Annotated in this window: 13 protein-coding genes; 5 read left to right on the top strand and 8 right to left on the bottom strand. The window is 74.9% G+C overall.

Annotation, left to right across the window (positions count from 1 at the left end; translation table 11 throughout):
• Window positions 1–15: 15 nt before the first annotated feature.
• From WME89_RS23070 to WME89_RS23060, 3 genes are all read right to left on the bottom strand, one after another.
• Window positions 16–1,149 (bottom strand): ABC transporter permease, encoded by a 1,134-nt coding sequence (locus WME89_RS23070; protein ID WP_438011272.1) that lies wholly within the window; start codon window positions 1,147–1,149, stop codon window positions 16–18.
• Window positions 1,146–3,794: an ABC transporter substrate-binding protein gene (locus WME89_RS23065; RefSeq protein WP_438011271.1), complete on the bottom strand. Its 2,649-nt coding sequence runs from the start codon at window positions 3,792–3,794 to the stop codon at window positions 1,146–1,148. Before WME89_RS23065 ends, WME89_RS23070 begins: the two co-directional genes overlap by 4 nt.
• Window positions 3,795–3,859: 65 nt before the next feature.
• A complete protein-coding gene (locus WME89_RS23060; protein ID WP_437516786.1) occupies window positions 3,860–4,651 on the bottom strand; it encodes an alpha/beta fold hydrolase in 792 nt (263 codons plus the stop codon).
• Between the two features lie 476 nt (window positions 4,652–5,127).
• Between WME89_RS23060 and WME89_RS23055 the strand changes: the two genes are divergently transcribed.
• Both WME89_RS23055 and WME89_RS23050 read left to right on the top strand, forming a co-directional pair.
• Window positions 5,128–5,625, top strand: a complete 498-nt coding sequence (locus WME89_RS23055) for a MerR family transcriptional regulator (RefSeq protein WP_437627381.1) — start codon at window positions 5,128–5,130, stop codon at window positions 5,623–5,625.
• A gap of 239 nt (window positions 5,626–5,864) precedes the next feature.
• The gene (locus WME89_RS23050; protein ID WP_438011270.1) at window positions 5,865–6,641 is read left to right on the top strand and encodes a sigma factor-like helix-turn-helix DNA-binding protein; all 777 of its coding nucleotides are present in this window, start codon (window positions 5,865–5,867) and stop codon (window positions 6,639–6,641) included.
• On the opposite strand, the gene WME89_RS23045 is transcribed toward WME89_RS23050, so the two are convergent.
• The 3 genes from WME89_RS23045 to WME89_RS23035 form a co-directional block, all read right to left on the bottom strand.
• Window positions 6,642–9,125 (bottom strand): hypothetical protein, encoded by a 2,484-nt coding sequence (locus WME89_RS23045; RefSeq protein WP_438011269.1) that lies wholly within the window; start codon window positions 9,123–9,125, stop codon window positions 6,642–6,644.
• Window positions 9,113–9,991, bottom strand: a complete 879-nt coding sequence (locus WME89_RS23040; protein ID WP_438011268.1) for a hypothetical protein — start codon at window positions 9,989–9,991, stop codon at window positions 9,113–9,115. The genes WME89_RS23045 and WME89_RS23040 overlap by 13 nt, the downstream gene beginning before the upstream one ends.
• Window positions 9,992–10,055: 64 nt before the next feature.
• Window positions 10,056–10,697, bottom strand: coding sequence for an RNA polymerase sigma factor (locus tag WME89_RS23035; RefSeq protein WP_437627375.1), 642 nt, complete (start codon window positions 10,695–10,697; stop codon window positions 10,056–10,058).
• Window positions 10,698–11,042: 345 nt separating this feature from the next.
• Here WME89_RS23035 and WME89_RS23030 point away from each other — a divergent pair, with 345 nt between their 5' ends.
• Window positions 11,043–11,588 carry a hypothetical protein gene (locus tag WME89_RS23030; protein WP_438011267.1) on the top strand — a complete coding sequence of 182 codons (546 nt, stop codon included), beginning with the start codon at window positions 11,043–11,045 and terminating at the stop codon, window positions 11,586–11,588.
• Window positions 11,585–12,151, top strand: coding sequence for a septal ring lytic transglycosylase RlpA family protein (locus WME89_RS23025; protein WP_438011266.1), 567 nt, complete (start codon window positions 11,585–11,587; stop codon window positions 12,149–12,151). The genes WME89_RS23030 and WME89_RS23025 overlap by 4 nt, the downstream gene beginning before the upstream one ends.
• 39 nt (window positions 12,152–12,190) lie before the next feature.
• Here the strand turns inward: WME89_RS23025 and WME89_RS23020 are convergent, their stop codons facing one another.
• Window positions 12,191–13,117, bottom strand: coding sequence for an FHA domain-containing protein (locus tag WME89_RS23020; RefSeq protein ID WP_438011265.1), 927 nt, complete (start codon window positions 13,115–13,117; stop codon window positions 12,191–12,193).
• A 132-nt stretch (window positions 13,118–13,249) separates the two neighbouring features.
• Between WME89_RS23020 and WME89_RS23015 the strand changes: the two genes are divergently transcribed.
• Complete coding sequence (locus WME89_RS23015) at window positions 13,250–14,602, top strand: hypothetical protein (RefSeq protein ID WP_438011264.1); 1,353 nt, start codon at window positions 13,250–13,252, stop codon at window positions 14,600–14,602.
• Window positions 14,603–14,611: 9 nt separating this feature from the next.
• Here the strand turns inward: WME89_RS23015 and WME89_RS23010 are convergent, their stop codons facing one another.
• A complete protein-coding gene (locus tag WME89_RS23010; RefSeq protein ID WP_438011263.1) occupies window positions 14,612–17,170 on the bottom strand; it encodes a protein kinase domain-containing protein in 2,559 nt (852 codons plus the stop codon).
• Between the last annotated feature and the right edge of the window lie 6 nt (window positions 17,171–17,176).

The raw sequence follows: 17,176 nt of genomic DNA, 5'->3' as shown, positions 1-17,176 counted from the left end.
GCGCGCGCGCAGCGCTCAGCGCGACCGCGACCTGAGCCGGGGATCGAGGGCCAGGGACGCCAGATCGAGCGCCACGGTGGCGAGCACGATGGCGGACGCGGCGAAGAGCACCGTGCCCACGATGAGCGGGCCGTCCCGGTTCTGCAGCGCCTCGACGGCCATGCTCCCGACGCCGGGCCAGCGGAAGAGCTTCTCCGTGACCATCGCGCCGCCCGCCATCGCGCCGAAGTCGAGGGCGGCGAGCGTGGCGAGCGGCAGCAGCGCGTTGCGCAGCGCGTGGACGACGAGCGCGCGCAGGCGAGAGGCGCCCTTGGCCCGCGCGGTCCGGATGAAGTCCTGGCGGAGCAGCGCCCGGAGCTCCTCGCGGACGATGCGCGCGCAGAGGGCGCTGCCGAAGATGCCGAGGGTCAGCGCCGGCAGGACCAGCGAGCGCAGGTGCTCGCCCGCCGTGGCGCCGTACCCGTCGTAGGGCAGGAGCCGGAGCTCGTAGGCGAGCACGTACTGCAGGGCGGGACCGATCACGAAGGTCGGGGCGCTCGCGCCGAGCAGGGCGGCGCCGAGCGCCGCGTCTTCCCATGCCGTCCCGCGGCGAGCCGCCGCGACGACCCCGAGCGCGAGGCCGAGCACGAGCTGCACCAGGAGGGCGGCGAGCGCGAGCTCCACGGAGCGCGGCGCCTTCGCCTCCAGCAGATCCACGACCGGCTTGCGGTAGTGGAAGCTGTAGCCGAGGTCGACGTGCAGGCCGAGCGGCCCTTCCGCGCAGCTCCGGTGCTCGGGATGGCCGCGCGCGCCCGCGCGCGTGGCCTCGACGCCGGCGTCGCCGCCCCGCGCCGGGCCGATGTGGACGAGCCGGCGGACGAACCGCGCGAACTGCACGGGGACCGGGCGATCCAGCCCGTAGATCGTCCGGACGCGCTCGAGGTCCGCGGCCGAGGCCTGCGGCCCGACGAGCATCCGCGCCGCGTCTCCGGGCAGCAGGTACGCGATACCGAAGGACACGGCCGTGACCCCGGCGATCAGGATCGCCGCCCACGCGAGGCGCCGCAGGACGTGCGCGAGCGCGGCGCGCACCGCGGAGGCGCGGCCGGCGCGCATCGCGGAGGCGCGGGGGCGGGAAGCGGAGCCGGGGCGCGCGGGCGTCGTGCTCATCGCGAGAGGGCGGCGCGCGCGAGCAGCGCGCGGAGCGGCCCGCCGGATATCGACCTGCTCGCGCGCGTCCCTGCGCCGCCCGCGCGCCGCGCGGACGGGTCGAGCCAGACCTCGTGGAAGCGCGACGGGACCAGGGCGGAGGGCTCGTAGCCGCGCACATAGGGGTGCCAGAGCTCGAGCTGGCGCAGGGTGTACGTGGGCACCCAGGGCGCCAGATCGCGGACGATGCGCTCGGCGCGAGCGTAGAGCGCGAGGCGCCGCCCCCGATCCTGCTCCGCGTGGGCGGCGTCGAGCGTGCGATCGAGCTCCTCGCTGCTGAAGAACGCGTAGTTCTGCGAGCCCTCGTCGCGGATGGCGCGCGTCGAGAGGGTCGGCTCGAAGATGCCCGCCGGATCGGGGAAATCGGCCTGCCACCCGACCCAGCCCATGGGGACGGCGCGGCGCCGCGACGCCTCGGCGAGGTAGGTCGCCCAGCTGACGAGCCGCAGGCGCACGCGGAGGCCCACCCGCGCGAGCTGCTGCTGGACGACCTCGCCGATCGCCTGCTCCATGGTGTCCGGGACCGCGATGTAGTCGATCTCGTGCGGGTAGCCGCCCTCGCCGGTCGCCGGGTCGTACGGGTAGCCGGCCGCGGCCATCTGCGCGAGCGCGCGCGGGAGGTCGTGCCGCCGCATCGGCTCGTCGCGCGCGGGCCCCGGGATCGACGGCGGCAGCACCCGGTCGATGGCGACGAGATCGGAGCGCACCTTCTCGAGCACGGAGGGGTCGAGCGCGAAGGAGACCGCGCGCCGGACGGCGAGCTGATCGAACGGGGCGACCTCGGTGTTGAGGAAGACGGCGTTGGTCCTGTTCCGCGTCACCCAGCGCATGCGCCCCTCCCACGCGGGGTCGGCGCGGTAGGTCGCCGCGTCGATCGCCGTCAGCTCGCGCAGGGTGTCGAGCTCGCCCTCCTCGAACTTGTAGCGCTGCGTCGTCGCGCGCACCCCGGTCTGCCACGCGATCCCGTCGAGGTACGGCAGGCCCGGGCGGAAGTACCCGTCGTGCCGGGCGAGCCCGATGCTGCCGTCCTGGTCCCACCGCTCGACGCGGAACGGGCCAGCGCCGCACGGCGGGGGAGGGCTCGCCGCGTCGACCACGGCGCCGGACGAGGGGCACACCGGCGCCATGAACGCGAGCGTCATGCGCGGCAGGAAGGTCGCGTCCGGCGCGCGCAGGTCGATGGCGACGGCGTGGTCGCCGAGCACCCGCACGCCGGCGAGGTGCGGCGCCGCGCCCGCCCGGTACGCGGCGAAGCCCTCGATCATGTCGTACTCGCTCGCGCCCGGGCTCGGCGTCCTCGGGTGGAGCGTCCGCTCGATCGAGCGCTTCACGTCCGCGGCGCGGAGCTCCGCGCCGTCGTGGAACCGCACCCCCTCGCGCAGCGCGAAGACGTACGTCCGCCCGTCCCGCTCGACAGCGATGGAGCGCGCGAGATCCGGCGTGAGCTGGCCGCCCCGGTCCCAGGTGACGAGGCGGGAGAAGACGAGCTCCGCGACGGAGCTCGCGAGCTCGTCGTAGGCGAGCGCCGGGTCGAGCGTGCGGGCGTTGACGGTGGTCGCGAGGCGCAGCGTCCCGCCCCGCACGGGCGCGTCGGGGGCGCCGGGCGCAGGGAGCGCCGCCTCCAGGCCGAGCGGCGGGCGCACGCGGCCCGGCGAGCCGAAAGAGAGAAGGAGCAGCGCCGCGCCCGCGAGGAGCAGGTCGACCGGCAGGCGCCGGCCGCGCGGCAGCTCGGCGCCGGCTGGATCGAGCGCGTCGCGGAGCCCCTCGCTCGCGCGGTGGAAGCCGAGCACGGTGAGCAGGATGGCGAAGCCCGGCGCCGCGACGAGGAGCGGCTTCACCCCGAGGTACGGCTCGGCCTCGTGCAGCATGCGGCCCCAGGTCGCGGTCGGCGGCTGCACGCCGACGCCGAGGTAGCCGAGGGCGGCCTCGGCGAGGAGCATCTGCGCGGCGCTGACGGTCGCGAGGGCGAGCAGCGTCCCGCCGACGTTCGGCAGGACGTGCCGCCGGACGATGTGCAGCGGCCCGGCGCCGAGCGCGCGCGCGGAGGCCACGAAGTCGCGCTGCGCGAGCTCCAGGGTCTTGGCCCTGACGACCCGCGCCGCCCCGGTCCACCCCGTCAGGCCGAGCACGAGCAGGATCGTGCCCACGTCCGCGCGCCCCACGGCGACGCCGATCGCGGTCACGAACAGGAGGTAGGGAAGGGCGAGGATCACGTCGACGAGCCGCATGAGCGCGCTGTCGAGGGCGTCGAGCCGCGTGCCGCTGGCCATGCCGGCGGCGACGCCGACGAGCGCGCCGAGCCCCGTGGCCAGGGCCGTGGACGAGATCGCGATGGCGAGCGAGAGCCGCGCGCCGTGCGCGAGGCGCGCGAGGAGGTCGCGGAAGAGCGGGTCCGTGCCGAGCCAGTGGTCGGCCGACGGCCCGGGCGGCGCGCCGAAGGCGTCGCGGGACAGGCTGAAGTCGCTCGCGTTCGGGTCGACGCCGATGACGGCCGGCCCCGCCGCGGCGAAGAGCGCGAGGAGCGCGACGATCCCGAAGCCGAGCAGCGCCGAGCGGTCCTGCAGCAGGCGCCGCGCCGCCTCGTCGCCGAGGAGGGCCTGGGCCACGCGCCGGCCTGCTCGCGCCGCCCGCGCCGCCCCGCCGCCGGGCGCGCGCCGCGCCCAGCGCCTCATCACCGCTTCCCTTCGAGGAACTGCGTCACGAGCGCGACGAACTCCTCCGGCCGCTCCTCGTGCGGCGAGTGCCCCGCGTCCATGATCTCGAGCATCGCGCCGGAGATCTCGCGGGCCAGCCGCTGCGCGCCCGAGGCCGGGAAGATGCGGTCGTCGCGCCCCCACACGACGAGGGTCGGCGCCGTGACCCGGGTGAGGCGCGCGACGACGGGGCGCGCGTCGAGCACCGCGCGCATCACCGCGTGGGCGCTCTCGCGCGCCGAGGGGGCGTTGAAGAGGTCGTAGTGCCGGTCGACGCGCGACAGCGGCACCGTCGCGTCGGCCCGGAAGACGTCCTCGCGGAAGAACGACCGGAACATGCCGCGGCCGTGGAGCTGCTTGAAGACGATGCCGCCCACGACCGGCAGGAGCGGGAGCTTCATCCTGAAGCTCATCGGGAACGGGTAACAGAGCGCGTCCTCCAGGACGAGCCGCTGGACGAGCTCCGGGTGCTCGGCCGCGAGGGTGATCGCGACGGCGGCGCCCATCGCGTGGCCGACGAGGTGCGCCCGGCCGACGCCGAAGGCGGCGATGAGGTCGGCGATGGCCTCGGCGAACGTCTCGATCCCGTAGGCGTACCGCGCCGGGCTCGGCTTCTCGCTCTCCCCGAACCCCGGGAGGTCCGGGGCGATGACGTGGAAGCGCTGGGCCAGCGCGTCGATCACGTCGTCGAACTCCAGGTGGCTGACGAGGAAGCTGTGGATCAGCAGGAGCGCCGGGCCGTTGCCGGCCCCGGCGACCAGGACCCGCATCCTGACACCCCGGGCGGTGACGTCCCTGATGACGCGTTCGACCGGTCGGGGGGCGGCGGGCGAGGCCGCGCCCCGACCCTCGCTGGCAAGGACCTTGGCCATGGTGGCGACGAGACTATCAGCCCTTTTGTCTGAATTGACCGATGTGTGTCACGGTAGGCGCGATGTCGCTGCACGAGCCTCCCCGCGCGCCATGTGCCTCCTGGCGCGCACCCATTGCCCCAGGCGCCGCGCTTCTCCCGCCCGGACCCCAACTTCGTGACGTGCGGAGCGGATCGAGCCTCCGGCCCGACGGACGAAAAATGTCCGAGGCGTGTCTAGAACCCCGGGAAAGCACCGCGTCCCGCGACAGCCACACAATAATCGTAGTCGCGTCAATTGACTGTATTCCATTCAGTGGAATAGAGTCGCCCGCGTCGGTTGGGTAGGGCCTCCGGCAATCGATGGGAGGACCGGTGCAGAGGATCCCCGAGGACGTGCTGGATCGCATTGAGCGGGAGCACGCCCAGGGGATCACCTCGAGCGATATCCTGGAGCTGTTCGCAGCGCATAACATCAAGTTCAGCGAGGCGACGCTCCGGAAGTACGTGCAGCTCGGCCTGCTCCCGCGCAGCGTGCGCGTGGGGCGCAAGGGCAAGCACCAGGGTTCGCAGGGGATGTATCCGGCCACGGTAGTCCGCCAGGTTCAGCGCATCAAAGAGATGATGGCCCAGGACTACACCATCGAAGAGATCCAGCGTGAATTCCTGTTCGTGAGAGGTGATATCGAGGAGCTCGAGCGCACGATGACCAAGGTCTTCAATGCGCTCAGGGACGCCGCCAAGGAGAGGCGGAGCGAGACGAGCGGGAGGGCGATAGCCCAGGACCTCGCGAGCGCGGAGACGCTCGCGCGGGAGCTCGTCGCGAAGCTGTCGTTGATAGAAGAGCGCTTGATGGCGCAAGCGCGGCTCACGAAACAGGCGGCCTCTTCCTGAGGGGCCGAGTCACTGGGGTCTTCGTCTTCGTGAAGTGAATGGGGCGGCGCGCGCGGCCCCTCCTGGGTTTGATGCGATCGACGGGGCGAGCACCGGCTCGTTTCGTCGCGATTTTTTCAGGGACGGCATCCGGCGTTACGTCGGGCAATGAGCGGGTGCTCTTTGCGCTCGAGCTGGGACTCGGGCGTGGGGGGAAACGCGAGCTTGAGAGCGGAGACGCTACCAAACGGAGGCAGCGCATGACGACGGTGTCTGAGAGCGAGCTCGAGATCTTCGGCCTGGACGGCGCGGATGCGGTGGGCGGTGAGTGCGACCCGGCGGGCTCGAACGAGCCTGTCGTCGATGGGGCCCTCGCGCTCCAGGTCGACCCCGCGGCGCCCGGGAACCCCATCACGCGCGAGCAGCGCAGGTCCCGGCGCAAGCGCGAGATCCGGGCGCGGACGATCAGCGTCAAGCGCATGACCAAGCGCGAGCTGGAAATCGGCCGGATGCTGTACCCCGAGACCGATTACTACAAGCCGCGGACCCGCGCCGAGTGCGTCGACGGCCCGCGGCCGTGCCCGTACGTCTCGTGCCAGCACCACCTCTATCTCGACGTGTCGGCCAGGACCGGCGCGATCAAGCTGAACTTCCCCGACCTCGAGGTCTGGGACATGAACGAGACGTGCGCGCTCGACGTCGCCGATCGCGGCGGCACGACGCTGGAGGACGTGGGCGCGATCATGAACCTGACCCGCGAGCGGATCCGCCAGGTCGAGGTCAAGGCGCTCGCGAAGCTCGAGGCGCTGAAGGACATGTCGGCGTTGCGCGACTACGTCGACGAGGGTCCGGTCGGCAAGCGCCGGCTCCCCGTGCTGGCCCAGCCCGAAGAGGACGAGGACGAAGACGAGGTCGACGAGGACGAGGAGGAGGGCGCGAGCGCCGAGGACGACGCGGAGGACGAGGGCCTCGAGGCGGCGCCCGTCGGGCGCCCGGCCGAGATCGAGGACGCCGGCGACTTCGACGGCGGGGAGTGATCAGTCGGGCCGCGCTTCCACGGTCACGATCGCGTCCGCGCCGAGCGCGCCCGCCAGGAAGGCGCGCCACGCGGCCAGCGTGGCCTTCGCTGGAGGCGTGCGGGAGGCGCGGCCGCTGAAGAGGTTGACGAGCCGGCGCCGGGGCTCCGCGAGCGCGTCGCGCTCGCTCCGGGCGACGTGGGCCTCGGCGCGGCCGAGATCGGCGTCGGTCACCCGCTGCGCGAGGCCGGCGAGGAGCTCCCTCACGCGGGACGAGGCCTCGGCGAGCTCCGCGCTCGGCGCCCGGATCTCCACGGCGAGCGCCGCCGCGCGCGTGCCGCCGAGGACGCGGGCGCTCGCGCGCGCCGCGAGCTGCCGCCTCGGGGCCGCCGTGGGAGGAGCGGCAGCGCTTACAGAGAGCGCCGCCGCGAGCAGGCCGCCTTCGCCGTTCAGGGCGGCGACCGTGAGCTCGGCGAGCTCGCGCGCCGCATTCGTGGCGTCGCGCGCGGCCGGGAGCCGCGCGCCGACGACGGCCTGCGAGAGGGGCGTCCCGGCCGGCAGGCGGGCGTCGTGGTGACCGGGCCGGGGCACCACCGCGCCGTCCGGTGAGCCGCAGCTCCGCGGCGCGAGCCGCGGCGCGAGCCAGCGCTCGGCGGCCTCCGCCGCGGCGGCCGCCTGCGAAGGGTCGGCGTTCGCGAGGACGGCGAGCCGGAGCGGGCCGGTCGCGAGCGCCTGCCAGCGGAGCTGCACGGTCTCGAGGGCGCCGCTCGCCACCCGGTCCCAGACGCCGAACGGCTCGATCCACGAAGGGTGGTCGGGCGCGATCGCGGAGGCGAACGCCTCGAGCGCCGCGGCCCGCCCACCGGAGAGGCGCTCCAGGTGCTGGAGCGCCGCGGCGCGCGCGAGCGTGAGCGCCTCGGGCCCCAGGGTCGTCGCGGCGACCGTGCGCGCGGCGGCGCTCGCGACGCGGCGCCCGAGCTCGGCCGGCGTCTCGCGGTCGTCGCGGAACGGCGCGTGCGCGATGACCCCGACGGCATCCGCCGTGACCCACGGCTCGATCGCCACGTCGAGCTCGCGCCGGCGGGTCTGCACGGCCGCGAGCGCGGCGAGCGCCGTCGCGCCGGCGTCGTACACCCCCTCCTCGGCGACGCCGCACGGGCTCGCGAGCAGCACCCAGACCTCGCCCTGCCCGCGCTCGACGAGGGCGCGCCGCTCCAGCGTCGGCTGAGCGCCCGCGGCGAGCGCGCGCCCGAGCTCGGCCTCGAAGAGCCGCGCGCCGGCCTCGCCCGGCGCCGCGGGCCTCGGCGGCTCGGCGCTCGGGGGCACGCCGAGCGCCGTCGCCCACCGCTCCGGCGGCGCGCTCGGGGCGTCCCCCGAGAGCGCCCACCAGGAGGCGCGCGCGCCCGCGTCGCGCGGGTCCTGCGCGGTGAGGATCTGCCGCGTGGCGACGGCGGCGCCCGCCGGGGCCGCGAGCCCGCGGCGGATCTCCTGCCGCACCACCGCGGCCGCGAGCGCCGCCGAGGTCTCGGCCGGCGGCGCCGCGGGCAGACCGGACGCCTCGATGGTCACGCTCACGCAGCCGCCGCGCGGGCGGGCGACCCCGAGCACCTCGACGGTGCGGAACGGGGAGGAGAGCGCCGAGAGCCGCGCGCGGAGCGGCGACCCGGGCGCGCCGAGCCGCTCCGCCGCGGCGACCGCCGCCTGCGGGCTCGCGACGCGCGCGGCCACGGTGACGCGGGCGGCGCGCCGCTCGATCTGGTTCGTCGTGTACACGCCGATCGTGTCCGCCGCCGGCCACGCGTCCGCGGGCGGCCCGCCCGCGGGCCAGCGGTCGACGCCCTCGGCCGCGCGCGCCGCCGCCGCGCAGAAGGCGGCGGGGCCGACCGCGGCGATCGAGGTGCGCCCGGCGTGCAGCGCCGCGGCCCGCCACCCCTCGAGCTCCCGCACGCCCGCGGGGGTCGCGAGGTCGACCACGGGCTCGGCGCCCGCGAGCCCCAGCCGGCCGGTGCACGCCGCGACAGGCGCGAGCTCCGGCGCGTCGAGCGGGCTCGACCTGAGGGCCTGCACGCGCTCCATCGCGCGAGCGACCTCCGGGCTGCCGGCGGCGATGGGCTGCGCGAACGCCGCCGCGAGCGCGCGCAGGAACGGCTCGACGCGCGCCGCGTCCCTGGCGAGCAGGCGCACGCGGAAGGCGCTGCGGTCGATGCGCGCGTCGACGTCGAAGCCGGCGGCGAGCAGGCGCGCCTCGACCACGCTGGCGAGCGCCGTCGTGGCGACGGAGCCGAGATCGGTCGCGACCGAGGCGACGATCGCGGGCGCGGGGTCGCCGTCGCGCGAGACGAGCGTGAGCCGCGGCCGGGCCTCGAGGTGGCGCACCTCGATGCGGCCGACGCTGCCCTCGGGCGTCGAGACGAGGGCGTGCCCCGGCGCCGGCGCGGCGCCGGGCGCCGGGCCGCGGCAGGCCGCGAGCAGGACGAGCGGCAGCGCGGGCCTCAGGGAGCGCATGCGTCGTCGACCGGGAGCGGCGCGTCTTCCAGCTGGAAGTCGGCCGGGCAACGCGGGGCGATCTTGAAGCCGTAGAAGTAGGTGAGCACGCCGGTGACCGAGCGGAAGGTCGCGCCTGCCGAGAGGGGCGGCCCCTGGGCCTGGAGGTCGTAGAGCTCGTTCGACAGGCGCGGGACGTCGGAGACGGGCACGCCGGCGCCGACGTTGATCGACGCCGTGTAGCGGCCGCCGCTGCTCGACGGGTCGCCGGCGATCTTGATGCCCTCGACCCGGACGAGCATGCCGATGTACCTGCGCGCCGACGCGTAGCTCTTCAGGTCCCCGAGCGGCACGCGCGCCGGCCGGGCGGGGCGATCCTCGAAGCGGAAGCTCATGGTCCCGCCGATCTCGGGCAGGGTGCGGCAGTCGCCGAACCGGCCGGAGGAGGGGCCGAGGAACTCGGTCAGCACGCCCTGCAGATCGACCACGTCGCCGGGGACGAGCCGCAGGTCCGGGGGGCTGAACGCGGGCTGGAACACCGTGATGCCCGAGTAGGCGACCGGCTCGTCGGCGCTGTCTTGCACGTAGTGGTTGCCGTGCGCTCCCTCGCCGGTCTCGTCGAACCGATCGATCGCGACGAGGGCGGCGCCGGTCACGTGGGCGCGGCGGTCGGGCGGCACGGCGCAGCGCTCGCTGTCCTCGTCGTCCGGGTCGAGCCACTCGGCCTCGCCGACGAGCTCCGCGATGCGGGCGCCGCTGCCGCGCTCGTCGGCGAGGGGGATCCAGGGGGCGTCTCCGTTGCCGCCGCCGCACGCGGCGAGCAGCGCGGCGGCGGCGACGCCGACCAGGAGCGGGAGGGCGGAGGAGGTGCGGGGCGAGCGAGCCATCCTCCCCGGCTCATACCACAGGCCCGACGGCCGCCGAGCCCCCTTCGGGCGCTCCGGTCGCGCCTCACGCCGCGATGCGCGCGTCGGACAGCATCGCCTCGAGGCGGCTCTGGATCTTGTGCCGCTTCGAGTAGACCGTCTTCACGCTGATCTGCATCCGCGCCGCGATCTGATCCGGGGGCAGGCCCTCGCCGAAGTAGAGCGCAACGAACTCGCGATCCTTGTCGGAGAAATCGTGGAGCACCTGCCCCACGAGCGCGGCGCGCTCGCGGCGCTCCGCGTGCTCCTGCGGGGAGGGGCGCTCGCAGGGGAGCTCGACCGCGGCGTCGTCGAGCGGGGCGCAGCGCGGCGCGCGCCTCGCCCCGCGCAGGTGGTCGTAGGCGCAGTGGACGGCGAGCGTGCCGATCCAGGAGCTCAGCCGGGTGCCCCGCTCGGCGTCGAAGGTCCTCAGCTTGCGCATGTCGTTCGAGAGCAGCTGCATGAGCAGCGTCGCGTGGATGTCGCGGATGTCGTCCTGCGCCACCACGGCGGAGAAGCGCGCGATCACGCCGCTGATACAGCGGTGGACGAGCCGATCGTACCGGGCGTGGAAGGCGCGCCAGGCGCGCTCGTTCCCCGCGATCATCTCCTTCACGAGCGCCCCTTCGGCGACATCGCCGAGGTCTTCCGAGCATCCCTTCCCGCAGAGAAGCAAGTCGTTGTTCATGCCGCGAGCGAGTGCACCCGACGTGCCAGCTCGGCCGCGGCGCGAGGACGCCGCGCTGGAGCGCGGGCGCTACGCACTTCGGCGCGGCGTCCTCGCGGCGCGCGCGGCGCGAGCGCTCGAATCGCCGCGGGCGGGCGCCACGGCCCGCGGGGGGCCAGCGCGGCCGGCAGGAGCGGCCCGCGGCAGCGGCGCCTGGATGGGCCTGCGTGTGCCCGCGGAGCTGTTAACGAAGGTTCACGGTGTGGCGCGGTGCGCACGCGTCGGCCGGGCCCTCGGCGCGGCGCCGTTCGGGCGACCCCGCGTATCGGCTCTGCGCGCGGGCCTGTTTCGGGCTATGGACCGATCGTGCTTTCCGGTCGAGCTCTGGCCCTTGCGGTCCTCGCGTGGTCGTTCCTCAAGGTCGTGGTGCGCCGTCTCTTCGACGGTCCGAGCGGGCTTGCGCTCTTCCACGAGAACTACGACGCCGATCGCCTGCCGTCGCTCTCACCCGCCGAACGCGCGGCCCTGCCCGGCTTCTCCCGCTGCATCGCGTGCGGGCGCTGCGATCTCGGGGAGGCCGAGCGCATCGCCGCCTCCAGGGGGGCCTACCCCGGCCTCATGACCTTGGTGCTCGCTTCGTCGCGGAGCATGCCGGACTTCGACGCCGCCGCGCTCGCGCTGGCGCACGTGCCGGAGGAGGTCCTCGCCGAGAAGGAGCGGATCTGCCCGACCGGCGTGCCGTTCCGCGAGCTGGCCAGGTTCGTGCGGTCGAAGGCCAGGGCCCAGGCGGCGCTGTCCGCGGACGGGGAGGGGAGCGAGCCCGCCGCCCTGGCCCTCGTCGCCGCGGTGACCCGGCCCCCGGCCGACCTCGACCCCTCGTCGGCCGATCGCGCCGCGCCCGAGGCGACGTGATCGCGCTCGCGGCGCGCCGTGCCGCGGCGAGGACGCTCGCCTTTCTCTTCCTCTTCTGCACCCCCGCCTGCTCCGCTCACCAGCCGGTCGCGCCCCGGACGAGCGACGACGCGCCGATCTCGCGCACCGTCGCGCCGAGCGCCGCGCCGGCGCCCCCGCCGAGCCGCGCCGAGGACGACGACGCGGGCGAGGACGACGGCCGCATCTCCACGCCGCTCGCGCCCGCGAGCGCCCGGGGCGCGAAGAAGGGGACCCTGATCCAGCGCGGGCGCGCCACGTACTACGCCGACAAGTTCAGGGGCCGCGCCACCGCGAGCGGGGAGCCCTACAACCCGCGCGCGCTCACGGCCGCGCACCGGACGCTCCCCTTCGGCGCGCTCGTCGATGTGGTCCGCCGGGACGGCCGCCGCGTGCGCGTGCGGATCAACGACCGCGGCCCGTTCAAGCGCGGCAGGATCATCGACCTGTCGCGCCGGGCCGCCGAGCGGATCGGGCTGGTCGAGGACGGCGTCACCGACGTGACGCTCGAGCTCATCTGGAAGCCGGCGCGGCGCCCGCGCTGATCGCCCGCCGCGGCGCCCGGGGGGCCGCTGCCGGCCCGCTCAGCCCATCACGTCGATCGCCACCTGCGCCGTGCCGAGGCGCACCTGGCGGCTGCCGCGGCGGCGCTCGACCACGCCCGTCGCGTCGCGCAGGCCGAGCGCCGCGAAATCCTGCCGGATGCGGTAGATCTCGACGTTGAGCCGGCTCTCCTCCATCGCCAGCGAGCGGCAGAGCTCATCGACGAAGCGCCAGCCGCGCTGAGGCTCGGCCAGGCTGGGCGCGACCTTGTCGCGGAGGCGCGCGCGGGCGAGGGTGAGGAGCGTGTAGTGGTGCGCGCGCGGCGGCAGCACGTGGGGGCCTCGAGGCAGGGCGACCGACACCTCGACGTGGTCCTCGTCGCGGCTCACCCGCAGCGCCAGCGCGACCTCGTCGAGCCCGGGTCGCGCGGCGTTCGCGTCGAGCGTCGCGACCTGGGCCACGGGCAGGTGGAGAATGAACGGCTCGCCCGCGACGTGGAGCACCTCGCCGTCGTGCACAGGCCGAGCCTCGCCGTCCACCTCGGCGATCCAGGCGCCGCCACGGCCCTCGAAGACGCAGGCGGCGAGCGTGGCCGGCGAGGGGAGCGCGAGCATGACGCCGTCCGCCGCGGCGAGGACCGCGCCGGTCGCGAGCCGCCGCGCCATGGCCACGGGCGGCGACGCGTCGGCGAGGCTCCAGGCCGCGGCCAGGTTGCCGAAAGCGAGGCGATCGCCGGCCGAGAGCGGCCTCGTCGCGCCGGGGTCGAGCCGCTCGTCGTTCCGCCAGGTGCCGTTGCGGCTGCCGAGGTCGCGGACGCTCCAGGCGCCGCCGGCGAAGGAGAGCCGCGCGTGCTCCGCGGACGCGAGCGGATCGTCGAGCCGCAGCGTGCACGCGGAGGAGCGCCCGACCAGGCAGTGCGCGGCGAGCGCCACGCCGCGGGAGCCGCCGGCCTGGATCAGGAGAGCCATGGCGGCCCGAGGATATTCCGGCGCGGCGAGCGCAGTAAGATTCCCGTCATGGTGCCGCCCCTCGGGGGGCGTTATGGCAGCACGCACATCGCTCGGCCGCCAGCGCAGGGACGATGGACGCGGGAGGAATCCATGTTCAACAACCATGCTCTCATCATCGCTGTCGAGGACTACAGCACCTATGACCGCGCGACCGGTAGACCGAAGGGCACGAGCGACGTCCCCGGCGCGCTGAACGACGCCAGGGCCATGTTCCGCCAGTGCCTCGCGATGGGCTTCTCGCCCGAGCGGATCCGCGTGCTCACGTCGCCGAGGCTGTCTCCTGCCGACCTCGGCCCCGGGGCCACGGAGGACACCGTGGGGGAGGCGACGCACGCCGCCATCGACGCAGGGGTCGAGCGGCTAGCCCAGGCGCTCTCGGGCACCGCGGTGGCCGCCGGGCTGCTCACGTTCTCGGGGCACGGCCTCGAGGACCACGGCGTCGCGCTCTGTCCTGCCGACGTCGACGGCTCGCTCGACAACCTCGTCCACGTCGCCGAGGTGCGCCGCAGGGTGGGCGTCGGCCAGGCCGCCGACAACCTGACGATGCTGCTCGACTGCTGCCATGCGCAGGTCGGCGTGGACGCGGGAGGGAGCCTGCGCGCGCGGCTCAGGGGCAAGGTGGAGGCGAAGGGCCTCTCGGGGCAGGGCCTGCGCGAGCGGGTGATCGCGGCCTCCCGGCGCGACGAGCCGGCGCAGTGGAGCACCTTCGGCGGCCTCGTGCACGGCGCGTTCACGTGGGCGATCACCTCGGCGCTCGGGCAGTGGAAGACGACCGAGGAGCGGGGCGTCTCGCGGCTCGACGCGTCCTACGGCGAGCTTGTCGCGGTGACGAAGGCGCTGCTGGGGGCGCTGGCGTTCAAGCAGGAGCCGGTGGTCTCGGGGCCGGGCGGGGTGGAGGCGCTCGCGTTCCTGCACCCGGGTCTCGAAGGCCACAGCGGCGAGGTGAAGGCGGCGCCGGACGGGCTACGCGGCGTGATGGAGATCGACCCCGGGTACTACAAGCTCGAGTACCTGAGGAGCGGCACGTGGAAGCTCCTCGCCTACGCGCACAGCAACGGAACGACGACGTCCTTCAAGATCGACGCCTCCGGCGTCAAGAACCTCTCCTCCCAGTACCCCATGAAGCTCAAGGTCTCGAGCCAGAGCTCGTACGACGGATCGAGCCTCCCGGAGACGACGCCGACCTGGACGGGGTGGGGCAGCCAGGTCAGCTCTCCGACGTACCCCACGGGGTCCGGATACCTCACGTTTGCCGGGCCCTACGGGGCACAGCAGACCCTGGCCATCACCCTCAATACCTCCGGATCGAGCATCGTCTCGATGAAGTGGTACAACCCCACGAACCAGCTCATCTCCGTGTCGGCCAACGACCCGATCGAGCTCGAGTCGGCGACCGGAAGTTACTCTGGCAATTGCTACATCGGGACGGACAGCTTCACCTGAAGCGGTCGCTCACGGGTACGGCCGCGCCACCCTGAGCCCGGCCGTGCTCCGGGGCTGATCGGGGCGCCCCGCGAAGCGCGCGGCGGCGCGGCAGTGGTTCTCGACGCTGCTCCACGCGCCGCCGCGGCAGGAGCGGAACGCGTCCCCGTCCGCCGGAGCGGCCTCGATGACGAGCCGCCCGCCGCCCTCGACGCGCGGCCCGCTCCGGGCCCAGAGGTTCAGGCACCAGTCGCGGCTGTTCCCCGCCCCGCCTCGCAGCCCATAAGGGCTCTCGTCCAGCGGATACTCGTCGACATCCACCCTCGACGGCTGCCCGGCGCTGTGGCTGTTCGGCGTGCGCGCCCAGGTGGAATCGAAGTGGTCGCCCCACGGGTAGAAGCGCCCGTCGACGCCCCGTGTGGCCTTCTCCCGCTCGAGCTCGTGGAGCAGGCGATGGGGAAGCCCGGTGCGCGCGGCGAGCCAGCGCGCATAGGCCATGGCGCCGTGCCAGGTCATCAGCACCGCGGGGCCTCGCGGGCGCCAGACCTCGGGGAGATCGTGCGCCTTGAGCCCGAACCGCCCGTCTGGCAACCGCTCGTAGGCGAGCTTCTCGTCGGCGCCGGCGACGACCCCTTGCGGCGCCCGCGGGCACGCGGCGAGCGCCTCCTCGTGGCGCCCCGAGGCGACCAGATCGTTGAGGAACGCGAGGTACTCCTCGTTCGTCACCGGGAAGCGCCCGACGATGAAGCCGTCGATCCACACGAGGCGCCGCGGCAAGCTGTCGGGCGCCTCCCGGTCGCCGCCGACCCACGTCCACCCGGCAGGCACATAGATCTCGTCGGGACCGACCTCCGCGACGGCCGGCAGCGCGACCGGAAACGGCCCCGCGCTCCCCGGCGGGCGCCCGTCCCACCGCTCGCCCCGCGCGACCAGGACCGGATACGACACCTCCGCGCGCCCCGGGGCGGCGATGCGGAGCAGGTAGCTCCCCTGCGAGAGCGGCCGGTCGACGAGCGGCGTCGGCCCGATCTCCCCGACGAGCTCCGGGACCAGCCGGCGCTGAAACGTCGCGTACCGGTAGAGCGTCACCCGCGCGCCCGCCGGCTCCGTCACGAGCGTCAGCGCCCCCATGCCGCTCAGGAAGGCCGCGTGCCTCCCCCGGTCGTGCGCGCGCAGCAGCACCTCCAGGCGCGCCGCCTCGGCGGGCCGCCGCGCCCGCTCGGCGTCGTCGAGCCTGTCCCGGTAATGGTCAGCGAGCGCCGCGTGCGCCTCCGGCAGGTCGGGGTCGATGGCGAGCGCCCCGTGCACCTCCTGCTCCCAGCGCGTCTCGCCGAGCGCCGCCTCGCCGAGGAGGCGCTCGGACTCGTCCTCGCGCTCCCAGCCCGGCAGCTTGGCGTCCACCGGATCGAACGGCCGCACCGGATCGAGCAGCTGCTTCGCCTCCGCGCGCAGCGCCTCCGCCCGCGCGTGCAGGCGCGAGATCTCCGGCCTGCGCGCGGCGGCCTTCGCCAGCTCGGCGAGCGCGCGCTCGCGCCGCTGCGCGCCCCCCAGGAACGCCTCGATGTCCGCGGCGAGCGCGCCCGCGTCCGCGTGGCGCCGCTCTGGCTCGCGCGCCATGGCCTTGCTGCAGATCGCCACGAGGTCCGGCGGCGCGTCGGCCGCGGCGAGCGGCTCGGGCGTGCCTTCGAGCACCTGCCGGAAGCCCGCGGCCCCGTGGACCGTGTACGGCGGACGGCCGGAGAGCACGTGATAGAGGATCGCGCCGAGCGCGTAGACGTCGGTGGTCGGCCCGTGGCGGCCGACGTCGCCGCGGGCCTGCTCGGGCGCCATGTACGCGGGAGTCCCCAGGATATCGCCGTGCCGGGTCAGGCCGTCGACGCGGTGCTCGAAGCGGCCCGGGGACGGCGACCCTCCATCGTCGTCCGGCCGGGCGTCGAGGCGCCGGGCGATGCCCCAGTCCATCACGAGCACGCGGCCGAAGTCGCCGACCATGATGTTGTCGGGCTTGAGGTCGCGGTGGATGACGCCGCGGCTGTGGGCGTAGGCGACCGCGTCGCAGACGCGGGCGAACACGTCCAGCAGGCGGCGCCGGGCCACGCTGGAGGCGCCGCCCGGGGCGGCGAAGGCCTCGTCGAGGACGGCGCGCAGGGTGCGGCCGTGCACCTCGGCCATGGTGAACCAGAGGCGGCCGTCCGGCAGGTCGCCGAAGTCGTGGACGGACACGATGCCGGGGTGGTCGAGCCCGGCGGTGAGCTTGATCTCGGCGAGGAAGCGGGCGCGGAGCGCCGGGGCGACGACGTCGGGGCGGAGGATCTTCATCGCGACGGTGCGCTCGAGCCGGACGTCGAAGACGAGGCGCACCTCGCCGAAGCCGCCGCTGCCGAGCAGGCGAATGTCCTCGTAGCGCTCCGTGAGGGCGAGGCGCCGCGCCGGCTGCGCCGCGTCACCCGTGAGAGACAGGGTCCGCTCCGTCGCGCTCGGCGGCTGGACAGCCGCGCCCTGCGCCGCGCTCGGGAGCTTCTTCACGGTCTTCAGCTCGCCCCCGGAGAGCGGAGCGCCCGTGACTCTCGGCGGATCATCGTCGGGCATCGGGAC

This window comes from Sorangium sp. So ce321 (assembly GCF_051530195.1).
Lineage (GTDB): Bacteria > Myxococcota_A > Polyangia > Polyangiales > Polyangiaceae > Sorangium.
This window is presented reverse-complemented; position numbering and strand designations above follow the sequence as displayed.